Here is a 13,187-nt window from a genome sequence, read left to right on the forward strand (position 1 = left end):
ACGGAAGAGTCCACTCCTGCTTCAAAAAAAGATCGCGCCTTGCCAAACGAAATAACTGCGCGTTTCCAGGAGGCTCTTTAATCAGCGTTTCCCTAACACGCTGCCACATTGGAATTGAAATGCTTTGTGGGGGAGGGACCCTTCTGCAAAAGGGTCCCTCCCCCACACCCCCTTCCCCTGGACAGTGTCGTCACAAGCCCCTTTCCAGTTATTTCTGGTCGAGCTTCGCCTTTTATTCCGGTCGAGCACCATCCGAGTACACTCCCTGCTTAAAAGGCCGTTCTCCTTGATATGACTGGAAATTCATCTTGTGACGACACTGCCTAAAACCTTTACTGTATTTTACAATGCTGCAAAGTTTTTGTGATTTAGAGCAGGGGTTCAAGAAACAGCGTCTTCCGCATCATGCCATCGCACCAGTTATTTGCCGTTACGGACGTTTTATTATCATAACGCACATGCCCTTTGAGAATACATGTTCTCAAAGGGCATGGCACGCCGCTGCAGCCGAGCAGCCGCCCGGCATCACGCCATAAATCACGCCAAAGGCCGCCAGCACAGATCAGGCGGCCTTCATGCGTTTTTGCACGAGGGTGACGGCAGCGCTGGCGCCAAGGGCCGCTGCTGTGGCCAGCACATAGCACAGCCATAGCGGCAGACGCTCCACAAGAGCCATGACAATGGCCGCAAAGGCTATGCAGCCAAACCATCCGGCCATGAGCCCCCTGTATATGCGCACCACTGCCCCTGCCCCCTGCGTTGCGTGTATAAAGGGCACCATGGCGCAGATCATCACAGGAAAGAACATCAGCACGCCGCTCCAGCCCGCCCCAAGCCAGTGGGCCACCTCGGTGACGACATAGACCAGCAGCGAACCAAAGCCCATCTGGGCGGCAATAAGCCACCAGCGCGAGTGCTGGGGCTGCGCGGCCTCCGGGGAGTCTTGCCGGGGCAGGCAGACCAGCACCAGCAGGGGCGACAGCAGGGAAAGCGCAAAGGCGGCCAGGGGCCAATAGGGCAAGAACTGCACAAGCCAGCCGCCCAGAAAATAAATGCCTAGCGAAAGACCGATGGCCAGATACCAGGGGATGCCCAGCACAGCCAGCCAGGGATAGGCCACAGCGGCCAGCCCGTTGGCGTCGATGCCGAGCAGTGTGTTGTACGAGGCCTGCGCCGAAAAGGCCGTCCCCTGCTCAAGAGTCAGAAAAAAGGACAAGGGGCCGGAAACCACGGGCAAACCAGCCGCCACGCCCCCGACAAAAGCTCCCCACCGGCGGGTGATGAGCATACAGATCAACACCAGCAGGGGCGTTATGATCAGCTTGAATGCAAGAATCCCGTTCACAGCACGCTCCGTCGCAGGAATACCCCGTCCAATAAAGACGGCGTCATGGCACAAGCAGAAGCCATAACGCCGCCCCCAATGCAAGGCAAGAGGAATGACAGAGCGAAGTCATAAACTCAGGGCCGGGCATACCCGCCCGCGACGCCTCCCGGACTCAATACAAGCTGCCACAGTTGCAGGTCACGCGCGCGAAAAGCTCCAGCGCAACTCAACAGGTAGTACAAGAACATGCGGCTTTGTCGTTCACTGCACTGAAACCTGCCTTCTTTTCTTCCCCTGATGAAGTTGTCGGCCCAGCATACGAGCGTCCTGTCATAATCCGCGCCAAAGTTGTGCCAGTCTTCCATTACAAAGCGGCCTTCAGAGCATTTTCCCAAAAGGGAAATGCTGGGCAGGATGCCGTTTTTGAAAATATACTTTTCTATCCAGGGGTCCACACTGTGATGGGGCTCGTTGGTCCCGATGGTGTGCAGCAAGAAAAGACCGTCCTCTGCCAGCAGACTGCGCACCTTGTCCATAAAGACGGCGTAATTCTTGTGCCCCACATGCTCGAACATCCCGACGGAAACAATACGGTCATAGGTACCTGTAAGGGCGCGGTAATCCTGCAACAGCCAGCGCACGTCCAGACCCTGGCTGCGTTCACGCGCATACTGGGCCTGAGCCCTTGAAACCGTCACTCCGGTAACGCTTACGTCATACTCGCGTGCCATATACCTTCCGAGCCCGCCCCAGCCGCAGCCGATGTCAAGAACGCGCATGCCTGGCCGTAACATGAGCTTGCGACAAATCATGTCCATCTTCTGCCGCTGCGCCGCTTCAAGCGTGTCTACCCCCTGCCAGAAGGCGCAACTGTACTGCATTGAGGTGTCGAGCATGGCTTCAAACACGTCATTGCCGAAATCATAGTGATGTACCGCCACCATGTGCGCGCGGTCGGGGCTTTGAAGATTGCGGAACAGGTAGGAGACAAGCTCAAGCAGGACAGGCAGTGTAAAACGGAAGCGCCTTTCAAGCCCCCCGCGTAAAACCTTGCAGAAGAACTGATCCAGGGCCTTGCAGTCCCACCAGCCTTCCATATAGGCCTCGCCCAGCCCAAGGTTGGCAAAGCGCAGAACGCGGCCATACAATTTGTTGTTGTGAACCTGAATATCCCAGGGACGGGGGCCGTCTATGGAGACATCAACCGAAGCAAGCATTTTCTTAATGTCTGATTCGCACATAACTGACACTCCATATTGACTTTGATGGCAGCAGGCGTGCAAAACCTGCGCATAAAGAAAATATTTTCGCGAGTTACGCAACTTGAATTCAGCGCACGATGTGAGCTCAGATAAAGACTACTGCCATTTTTTTTCAAAGACAATAGTGCGTATATTTCATTTATGTTAACTATATCGGCACTATCCCATGCACGCCCCTCCTTCAAGAGTTTACAATAACCTCACGTAACATTTAGCAATCGCAGGCATGAGCACAAAAAATTTACGATGATGTGGTGCCCGGCAGACTCTGCCTTTGACATTTCAGCTTCAAACCAGAACACACCTTGTAACATGCCGGAGCATTTAACACTTGAAATGCTCGCTTACGGCAGGCCAAAGCCTGCCAGTTCGCATTTCGTGGCAGGGATTTTCTGAAAAAATCCTTGCAGAGTGGTCAACTCATTTCATCCGTAAACTGCTCTAAAACACGTTAAAAGTTTTAGGGGGTCGGGGCGTGGGGGAGGCGACCCTTTTGCAAAAGGGTCCCTCCCCCACAAAGCATTCCAGAACTAAAATACTCTCCCCTGCTGCCCGGCAATAATGCCAAAAAAACGCCAGCGCGGGGACGGTGCGGCAAGGCCGCTTGCGTCCGCCGCGCCGGAAACCGACAGGCAGAAAAAGGCTGTGACAGCCTACAATATTTTCGTGTGCGCCAGATGCCGCGTCACCTTTAAGAGGTCAGCGCCGTAGAACCACCACACAAGCCCCACAACACAAAGCAAAAAGCAGTATTCCCCCAGGCTGCCTGTAGAGCACAGCTTGAGCGAAAACTTGTTGCTGCGTGAAAAGGGCGTAAGGGGCACGCCCGATGGCGTCAGCATGTCCAGAACCACGTGACTGAGGCCGCCGAAGCCCAGCCCCATCAGTACGTCACGCCCCATGGGGCCGAGTTGCAGGCCGGGCACCGCAAAAGCAACCGCACACACGGCCAGCCACCAGCCAAACCAGTGGGTGGTTCCCCTGTGTACGGCATTGAATATTTTTTGCCTCCCGCGTCTGGTGGGGGCAAGGCCCGCCATGCGCTGGTCCAGCACGTCGGGCATGACAGCCCCGACGCAGGCCGCCGCCACTCCGGCAACGGGCAGATGCAGGGCCAGGGCCGCAGCTACGGCCGTGGCCTGATGGGTTATCCACTTCATGAATAATCCTGAGAGAGAATGTTACCTTTGAGATATGTCCTCAAAAAGAACCCGCCCCAGACAGTGTTGTCACGAGATGAATTTCCAGTCATATCAGGGAGAACGAACCTTTTATGCAGGAAGTGCACTCTGATGGCGCCCGAGCGGAATAAAAGGCGAAGTTCGACGCAGAAATAACTGGAAAGGCGCTCGTGACGACTCTGTCTACCCGCAGCGGGAAAAGCCGCATGCAGGGCAGATCAGGCAACCTTCCTGAAAAACAAGTTTTTCGCCGCAGTCGGGGCAGCAGTTGGCGGCCAGATCACTGACAGTATCCACAACCTCATCTTTCAGGTAGCGCTGCTCCAGCACCCAGGCAATGGCGTCAGGAATGGAAAGCAGCAGGCCCTTGCCGCGAAATACGGGATGTTCGCCGCCGATGCCCTTGATCTGCGCCACAACGTCGCGCACATGCACGCCGGAGCGCAGCGCCAGAGAAACAAGGCGGCCTATGGCCTCGGCCTTTGCGGTAATGGAGCGGCCGGATTTGCCAATGGTGGCAAAGACCTCAAAGGGTCTGCCATCCACCTCATTGACTGTAAGATACATGGCCCCAAGGCCCGTTTGCACCTTGCGGGTGAAGCCCTGCACCTCGTCGGGACGCTTGCGCACCATAGAAGAAGGAGCCGCGATAGGTGAAGCGGCGGCAGGCGCGCTGCCCTGCTGCCCGGACGTGCCCGCTTCGGGCGCGGATTCGCCGTCCATTTTCTTCTGTCCCTCGCCAGTGGCGAGCACCTGAATGCTCTTGCAGCCGTCGCGGTATACGGTGACGCCCTTGCAGCCTTCCTGATACGCCAGCCAGTATATTTCGCGGATGTCCTGCTCTGTGGCGCTGTTGGAAAGATTGACGGTTTTGGACACGGCATTGTCCGTGTGGCGCTGAAAGGCCGCCTGCATGCGCAGATGCCACACCGGCGTTATATCCATAGCGGTCACAAAGACCTTGCGCAGGGGGGCGGGCAGATAGTCCATGCCCTGGATGGAGCCCCTGGCCACCACCGCGTCCATCAGCTCATGGCTGAACAGGCCCCCGTTCTCAAGCGCTTCCGCAAAATGCGGATTCACTTCCACAAGGCGTTCGCCGTCCAGAATATTGCGTGTAAAGCACAGGGCAAAAAGCGGTTCCACGCCGGACGAGCAGCCAGCGATGATGGAGAGCGTGCCCGTAGGCGCAATGGTGGTTACCGTGGCGTTACGGTACGGCCCAAGCTTGCGGCGTCCATACACAGAGGTTTCGTAGGCCGGGAAGGGCCCGCGCTCCTGGGCCAGCAGGGCCGACGCCTTGTGCCCTTCATCCTGCACAAAGGCCATGAGCCGCTCGCCAAGGTCAATGCCCTGTTGCGAATCATAGGCCACGCCAAGCTGAAAGAGCAGGTCGGCAAAACCCATAACGCCCAGGCCGATCTTGCGGTTTTTGCGCACGGTTTCGCTGATGCGGTCAAGGGGAAAGCGCGAGGCGTCAATGACATTGTCGAGAAAGCGCACCGCCAGATGTACGGCATGGCGCAGTTCGTCCCAGTCTATGCCCTTGGCGACAGGATCCGCATCGTTTTCGTGCCCGGGAACATAAAAACAGGAAAGATTGATGGAACCCAGGTTGCAGGCCTCAAAGGGCAGCAGAGGCTGCTCGCCGCAGGGGTTGGTTGATTCTATGTCGCCCTGGTCAGGCGTTGGGTTGTCGCGGTTGATGCGGTCCAGAAAGACAATGCCGGGGTCGCCCGACAGCCAGGCCTTGCGCACCAGCAGGTCAAAAACCTCGCGCGCGGGCAGGCGCTTCATGACCTCGCCGTTGTTGGGGGACACAAGATCATACTGCTCGTCCCGCTCCACAGCCTGCATGAAGGCTTCAGTCAGCCCCACGGAAAGATTGAAGTTATTGAATTCGCCTTCTTTTTCCTTGGCGCCGATGAATTCAAGAATATCCGGATGGTCCACCCGCAGGATGCCCATGTTGGCTCCGCGCCGGGTGCCCCCCTGCTTTATCTGCTCCGTGGCGGTATTGAAGATGCGCAAAAAGGACACTGGGCCGGAAGCCACGCCGCCGGTGGAGCCTACCCGGCTGTCTTTGGGGCGCAGCCGAGAAAAGGAAAAACCGGTGCCGCCGCCGGACTTGTGGATCATGGCCGCGTACTTGACGGCGTCAAAAATTTCTTCAATGGAGTCGCCCACCGGCAGCACAAAGCAGGCGGAGAGCTGCCCAAGGTCTGTGCCCGCGTTCATGAGCGTCGGCGAGTTGGGCAGAAACTTCCAGCTGGTCATGAGATCATAAAAATCGCGGGCCAACTGCCCACTCTTCTTGCTGGAGCCCTCGTACTTTTCTTCTTCAACGGCAATGGCGGCTGCCACGCGCCAAAAAAGATCGCGTGGAGTTTCGACGATCTGTCCGTCCGGTTTTTTGCGCAGATAACGCTTTTGCAAAACGACTTCGGTATTGGGCTTCAACTGTGGCTCAGGGAGATCTTTGGGCTGTGCGAGCATGGGAATGATAACCTTGTCTTGAAGTTGTGCAGGGCAAAAACGGTCCTGCGGGACCATGGCCGAGTATACACGCTTGGAGGGCAAATAAAACCCCCCGTGCCCTAACGCTCAGAAATAACAGTCTGAATTAAATGACTATACATACTGATAGATATTTTTATTAAGAGCGATTCTCCATACAAAAAACCCCCACAAAGCGCACGGGGGGCACGTCTTGTGGGGGTTGGTCCTGCGTAAAAAATAGATTTACGCTTTTTTTCTACCCTTTCCGCCACGCCCTTGCGGCCTGCCGGAGTTACGCGGGGAAAATGGCCGATGCGGAGCCGGAGCAGCCGGACGGCCCGGATGAGTCGGGCGGGCCGGATGGGCCGAACGCGCCGAGGGGGCCGAAGGAGCAGAACCAGGCCCGGCATGTGACGCCGCCCCAGAACCAGGCCGCCGCACAATGCGCGCGCCGCTCTTGGCGTCGCGTCGTGCATCCGGGGACACCTGCACCTCAAGCAGACTACCGGACGGCAGCCCTTCGGCATCTTCCAGCAATAACAGGCCACAGGCGGCACAGGCATAGCGCCCACGGCCCGCAAGACCGGGAACGTCAAAAGCCGCTGTGAGCACACGGGCCTTCATGCTTCCTGAAGTTTTGCGTCCCTGCTCCTGGCCGGCCGCAACTTCTGGAGCCGCTACGGGCGAAAGCAGGAGCGGCGCAAGGCTCAGACCGCTTTTGCCAAGTCCGGCATCAGCGGAAAGGTCCTCAAGCCATCTGGGCGCGTCTTCACTGCCAAAGGTAAAGTGACACCAGGTGCGCCCCCCCTGACCGCTCAGCAGCGGACAGGCCGCCTGATGCGGGCACGGGGCCAGGGCCGTAAGGCCGCCCTCCACTGCCAGATGGCGCAGGTCCATAATGGTGGAACCGCCCAAACGCGTGCCGGGTTCCACAAAAAGCAGGTTCGGGCCTGCAGGCGGCCCCTCCGCGCCGTCCGTGGCGGGACGGCCATGGCTGCGGAACAGCGGTGCAAGCGCGTCCAGAAAACGCGCGAGCCGCTCCTGACGGCAATCATCGGGCCGCTCGTCCGGGTCTGCAGACTGGCCTGAATCGGCGCGCCCATCCACATCGGGATCATCCATCCCTCCCATCAGGAGGGCATCGTCATCGTCGTAGGAATCAAGAGCGCTGGCGCGCCCGCTTTTTTTGCCGAAACGCAATTCATTGAGCACATTGGCGGCGCTGACCAGCCAGGGTCGTGCCTGCCCTCCGGCCAGCAACGGCGCGGCCTGACGCGCTGCCTGTTCCAGCGGCGCCCGCACGGTCTGCACCTGCCAGGGCTGATGGAATGTCAGGGCTGCCACTTCATGCAACAGGCTGCGTCCCAGTTCCAGCGGCTGCGAGGAACTGTCCAGAGCCAGCACCTGAATGGGAGCCTGCCGCCATTCGGGGCGGGCCAACCACAGGGCCAAAGGCAGGGTCAGCGGCCCGGAGCCCACATCGAGCAGCAGAGCCTTGCCGCCCTGAGACGCGACGGTCTGCGGGTCAGGCAGGGGCATTGCCGCCAGCAGGCGGGTGAGCCGCACCAGATTCCAGGGCAGAAAATAGTACAGATACGCGCTGACAAAGGCCGGGGTACTCCAGTAGGGGCGGTCAAGGGCCGCCCGCTCGGTCGTGAGCAGGCGCGACAGCCGGGCTATGTCGTCAGGCAGAGAACGGCGATGGGCCGCGCTCAGGGGCCACACTCGGGCCAGCACTTTTGGCAGCTGGTCAAGAATGGCGCGCGCCTCTTCCGTCAAAGGCGGAAACAGCGGCATTGCTCCCTTCCAGGCATTGCCGGAGGTGATTGCCGGACGCGGAGCACGGGCCGATGCGAATTCCCGCCCATCCCTGTTGGAGCCATCCCTGTTGCGTCCGTCCCTATTAAACCCATCCCTGTTGCGTTCGTCCCTGTTGAAGCCATCTCTGTTTCTATTCTGACCATCAGCGCGCTCAAAAGCATTCCTTGCGCCGGGTCTTCCTTCGGCAGGCGCGCCCCTTCTGCCGGAGCGCGGCGCGTCAGAGCGTGGCCTGTCAGAATGCGGCGGACGCGGCCCGTTGTCCTTGCCCCTTCCCCTGCCTGTATTCTGACCCCAGTTCTGGTCTCTGTCCTGATCTTTATTCCGTCCCCTGTTCTGGTCTCTGTTCTGATCTCTGTCCTGGCCCCTATGCTGACTCCGATTCGAGTCACGCCCCTCGTTGGACCAGTTTTTGTCAGACCCGTTTTTGCCGGGTCTGCCCTTGTCCTGCTCATATTTTTTGGGCTCATATTTTTTGGCCCCGGATTTTTCGGGCCAAGCCTTTTCGGGTCTGCCTGTGTCCGCGTGGGATTTGTCCGGACGGCTTCTGTCGGGCCGGGAATGGCCATCGCCACTCTTGTCCTGGTTGGGCCTACCGCTGCGCGAGCCGCCGGGCTTGCCCGCTCCTGCCCTGTCGGGCCGGGAATGACCTTCGCCGCCCTTGTCCTGATTTGGCCTGCCGCTGCGCGAGCCGCCGGGTTTACCCGCTCCTGCCCTGTCGGGCCGGGAATGACCTTCACCGCCCCTATCATTGCCGGGTCTGCCACTGCGCGAGTCGCCGGGTTTGCCGCCGGGCTTGCCGCCGGAACGGGGTGCGCCTGGACGCCCAGGCCTGTCTGCTGGCCTGTCCGCGGATTTGTCCGTTGACCTGTCTGCTGACCTGTCCCTGTCGGCGGGCCTTTTCGCAGGTCTGTCTGCGGGCTTTTCACGGGAGGCTTCGCCGTTGCGGGAACGGTCCGGACGCGGTTTTTTTCTTTGCTGATCTGACATTTATGCTCCAAAGCGCATGTGGCGCAAATAGTTCTGATGAAAATTCTTTTCTTCCACAAGGGGTAGTAGTCGAGCTGTGGCGCACAGTGCGGCCAGGTTTTCGCGCATATGCGCGTTGCGGGCCAGCAGGGCCGCGCCTTCCAGAGAGGCATTGCCAACAGCCCGCAGGCGCGGGGCCAGAGCCGAAGGCAAAAAGCCCAGCGTTTCAAGGTCGTGCGCCCGCACGTGTTCGCCCAGAGCGCCCGCCAGACACAGGGCGGCCACATCGCCGGGGGCAAGCCCCGCCGCCGCCAGCAGGCTTTCCAGCGCCAGGGCAAAGGCTGCCTTGACCTTGAGCAGTTCCTCCACGTCAGCTGCGCACAGCCACATGCCGTGGGGCAGACGCAAACGCATGCCCCCGCTGTCCTTGCCCGGCTCAAGGCACGCGGCCAGCCTGCGGGCCAGGGGCATGGCCGGAGCGGATTCAAAGCCTCCGTCCTCGCGCACAAGTTTAGTCCGCAGCAGCACGGCCAGCAATGACACATAGCCGGTGGCGCTGATGCCCCGCGCCCTGCCGCCTTCCGCCGCCGGGCCCAGAAGCCCGCTGGCGGACGCTTGACGGCTGACAGCCTGACAGGAAGGACACGGGCAGTGGCCGCCGTGTTCCCGCAGGTCATCTTCAGGCCGCCGGGCGAAAAAATGCGCCTCAAGGCCTGTGGGTGCAAGGCTGAAATCCGTGATCACCCCCGGCCCGGCCAGTTGCCCGCACTGCGGGCCAATGCCCTCAAGGGCCGGGCCCAGCGGCACACTGGCCAGCAAAAGCCTGCCCGCCGCGTCCACAAGCGCCAGTTCCCCATTGGTGCCAAGATCCGCCAGCACAAAGGGACGCGGCATGTCCCCGGCCAGCAGCGCGGCCAGCCCCGCGCTCACGTCGCCGCCCACAAAGGGAGCGGGCAAGGGCGGGATATACACTGGCGGCAGGTAGGGAACATGTACAGTTTCATGCCCGTCATGCGCAAGCCTGTAGGGAGCCGCGCACAGGCCGTCCACAGGCAGGTCCAGAAAAATGTCCGTCATGGCCGTATTGGCGGCAACGCACAGGCCCTCCACCCGCGCCGCGCCCTTTTGCTCAAGAAAATCCACCACGTTTCGCAGGCTGCGCCGCACCAGATGGGACAGCACGCTGCGGCCTTGCGGCTGCCGCGCCACGGCCAGCCGCGACATGATATCCGCCCCGGCCCCGGCCTGCGGGTTCAGAAAACTGCCCTGCCCCACAGCCTCCGCCGTATTCTCGTTTTCTCCGTCGCTGGAAAGAGCAACGGCGCGCCAGTAAACAGACGTTGTGCCCAGATCCACAGCCAGGGCCAGCGGAAGGGGCTTTTCCGCCAGGATATCAACTGGGCCGTTTGCCGGTCCGCCTGCCAGAGCGCCCACCGGGCGACCAGCCCCTGCCGGGGTTTCAGCCGGGTCGCTGCTGTCCGTCGTGTGCCGCATGTGGCGCTCTGCACGCATGGCGGCAACATCTTCCGGGCCAGACGGCGAGGCCATGCTTTCCTGTGGCAACTCCAGCGCGAGCTTTTCCCCGTCAGGCACTTGACGGCGGCACGCCAGACGCCAGCCCCCGGCCAGATCACTGGCGGAAAAAACCTCCGCTTCGGCGGGCAGGGGCGCTGGGGAGTTCGCCACAAAACGCACCCGGCAGCGGCCGCAGCGGCCAAGCCCGCCGCACAGGGGCTGGGGAGGCGTTTGCCCGGAAAGCCAGATGGCCTGCGAAAGGCTTTGGCCCGGCGCAGCCTCTATTTCAAGGGGCTTTGCGTCCGCGTTTTCCCCAGGAGATGCGGCAGTTCCGGCAGCGGAAAAAATTTGTAACAGCATGGGTATCGCTCCGGATGTAGCCTGCCTCAAGGGGCCATGGTTGGCAAGAAAAAGGCGTGCGCAACGCCGCCGCGCTGCCCCCCTTGCCCGCGCTTGTCAAAATGGCCTTTTTCTTGCAATATTTTTGAGCAATAGTTGACGCAGGAAAAAGCAAACCCTCACCAGGCATTTTTTGGGGCTGGCATGAACAAAGTTTTGGCGCAAGATGAAGTGGATGCCCTGCTTCGCGGGCTTTCCGGCGGCGAAATTGAGAGCGAAGTTGAGGTTCCGGAAGACGATTCCGGCATTGTGGCCTTTGACCTTGCCAATCAGGACCGCATCATACGCGGGCGCATGCCCGTGCTTGAAATCGTCAATGACCGTTTCGCCCGGCTTTGCACCAACGCCCTTTCCAACTCCGTGCGCAAGCGCGTTGAACTGAATCCCATATCCATTGATATGACCAAGTTCGGCGAGTTCATGCGCTCTTTGCCCGTGCCCACGTCCATCAACATCTTCAAGATGGATCCCCTGCGCGGCAATGCCATCATGGTGGTGGACTCCCGTCTGGTCTTTGCCCTGGTGGAAAGCGTCTTTGGCGGCGCTGGCTCCCAACCCAAGGTGGAGGGTCGCGAATTCACCCGTATCGAGCAGGCCGTGGTGGACAAGATCGTCAAGATCGCCCTGGAAAATATGGAAGAATCCTGGCGGCCCGTACACGACGTGAAGCTGGAACTGGTGCGCAGTGAAATCAATCCGCAGTTCGCCGCCATTGTTCCGCCCAGCGACGTTGTTGTCGTCATCACCTTTGAGGTCGAGCTTGATACGGCCCTGGGCTCCATGATCATTTGCCTGCCCTATGCCACCATCGAGCCTATCCGCTCCAAGCTGCACGCCAGCTTTCAGACGGAACGCCTTGAAGTGGACCACGCCTGGGTGGCGCGCCTCAAGGAGCGCCTGCTGGAAACCCCCATTGAACTCAAGGTGCACTTCGGCAGCACCACCATCACCGGCAACCAGCTGCTGCGCATGCAGGTTGGCGACGTTCTTGTGCTGGACAAGGATCAGGAAGATTTGCTGAACTGCACCGTGGCCGGGGTCTGCAAATATCAGGGCATTGCCGGTACGGTGAAAGCCATGAAGTCCTTTCAGATTATCAAGGAAAACGAGCCGCAATACACCTGATTGCAGTCAGGCCAGCCTGTCCAGGCAAAACTACGCCGCCTGGAGCCGCCAACAGCAGACAAAATTTCTGAAGGCTCCCAAAAGGAAGATCACATTTTTCCCAAAAGCAAAGGCCCGGTGTTATATAATAACAGCCGGGCCTTCACTTTTATTTACAGGCCCGCTATGGCGCGCATCCCCCAAGGCGAGGGTGCGTTGCCGCCGTGGGCATATCGCGCTTTTGCTCAGTCCTTCATCTTTTCCAGCATGCGCGCCGCGCGCAACTGCCGCATGCGCGGAGCCAGGATGCGCACTGTCGCCGCAGGCAGGTGCGGCACCACGGCCACGCCGTCCGGCACGTCATCGTCATCGCTGTTGTCGCTGCCTTCGGGGTGCAGCAGGATGCTCTGACAGCCCGCAGCAAGGCCCGCCTTCACATCACGCACGCGGTCGCCGATCATCCAGGAATTGGCCAGATCAATGTCCAGATCGCGGGCGGCTTGCAGCAAGAGCCCCGGCTCGGGCTTGCGGCACTCGCAAGTGCCGGTGATTTCAGGCAGATGCGGACAGTAATACCACGCATCTATGGCCGCGTTCTTGGCGGCCAGTTCCGCATTCACCCATTCTTCCAGCTGGCGCAGCGCTTCACTGTCAAACATGCCGCGCGCAATGCCGGACTGATTGCTCACCACCACAAGCACATAGCCCACGGCCCGCAGGCGCTTGAGCGCCTCGGCCACGCCGGGCAGCCATTGCCAGTCTTCCTTGCGGTGTACGTAGCCGACGTCCTTGTTCAGCGTGCCGTCACGGTCAAGAAATACTGCCCGCCGCAAAACTTTGCCTTCCCCCATATGCTTTCTCCTGACCGTTCTTTACAGGGCTGCCGCCTGCGCCGAACCCGCGCCCCGTGTTCGGAAAGCGCTGGAAATCGCGGTTGCCCGTGCGGTGTTGCAGATAGCGGCCACTCTGGAGCATTTTGCCTTTCAAAAAGGCGCGGTTTCAAGTTCAAAGTGCAACACCCAGTCCTTGGGTATTGGCGTCTTCTAAAAAAACTTCATAGGGTGTCTTAAACCCAAGGCATTTTCTAGGCCGCCAGTTCAAGCGGCACATTGC

General features: G+C 59.9%; 8 protein-coding genes. 1 reads left to right on the forward strand and 7 read right to left on the reverse strand.

Annotation, left to right across the window (positions count from 1 at the left end; translation table 11 throughout):
* Positions 1-562 precede the first annotated feature (562 nt).
* From BCS36_RS05840 to BCS36_RS05865, 6 genes are all read right to left on the reverse strand, one after another.
* Positions 563-1,345 (reverse strand): hypothetical protein, encoded by a 783-nt coding sequence (locus BCS36_RS05840; protein WP_291301973.1) that lies wholly within the window; start codon positions 1,343-1,345, stop codon positions 563-565.
* A gap of 116 nt (positions 1,346-1,461) precedes the next feature.
* Complete coding sequence (gene cfa, locus BCS36_RS05845) at positions 1,462-2,568, reverse strand: cyclopropane fatty acyl phospholipid synthase (RefSeq protein WP_291301974.1); 1,107 nt, start codon at positions 2,566-2,568, stop codon at positions 1,462-1,464.
* Between the two features lie 674 nt (positions 2,569-3,242).
* Positions 3,243-3,749, reverse strand: coding sequence for a metal-dependent hydrolase (locus BCS36_RS05850; protein ID WP_291301975.1), 507 nt, complete (start codon positions 3,747-3,749; stop codon positions 3,243-3,245).
* A gap of 204 nt (positions 3,750-3,953) precedes the next feature.
* On the reverse strand, positions 3,954-6,266 hold the full coding sequence (locus BCS36_RS05855) for a vitamin B12-dependent ribonucleotide reductase (RefSeq protein ID WP_291301976.1): 2,313 nt from the start codon (positions 6,264-6,266) through the stop codon (positions 3,954-3,956).
* 246 nt (positions 6,267-6,512) lie between these two features.
* A complete protein-coding gene (locus BCS36_RS05860) occupies positions 6,513-9,077 on the reverse strand; it encodes a small ribosomal subunit Rsm22 family protein (RefSeq protein WP_291301977.1) in 2,565 nt (854 codons plus the stop codon).
* Entirely contained in the window at positions 9,078-10,931 is a 1,854-nt protein-coding gene (locus BCS36_RS05865) for an ASKHA domain-containing protein (RefSeq protein WP_291301978.1), read from the reverse strand.
* Between the two features lie 183 nt (positions 10,932-11,114).
* Here BCS36_RS05865 and fliM point away from each other — a divergent pair, with 183 nt between their 5' ends.
* Positions 11,115-12,095, forward strand: a complete 981-nt coding sequence (fliM, locus tag BCS36_RS05870) for a flagellar motor switch protein FliM (protein WP_291301979.1) — start codon at positions 11,115-11,117, stop codon at positions 12,093-12,095.
* A gap of 224 nt (positions 12,096-12,319) precedes the next feature.
* Here the strand turns inward: fliM and gmhB are convergent, their stop codons facing one another.
* Entirely contained in the window at positions 12,320-12,925 is a 606-nt protein-coding gene (gmhB, locus tag BCS36_RS05875) for a D-glycero-beta-D-manno-heptose 1,7-bisphosphate 7-phosphatase (protein WP_291301980.1), read from the reverse strand.
* Positions 12,926-13,187 lie beyond the last annotated feature (262 nt).

Origin of the sequence: Desulfovibrio sp. MES5, assembly GCF_002237645.1 — a bacterium.
Classification (GTDB): Bacteria; Desulfobacterota; Desulfovibrionia; order Desulfovibrionales; family Desulfovibrionaceae; genus Desulfovibrio.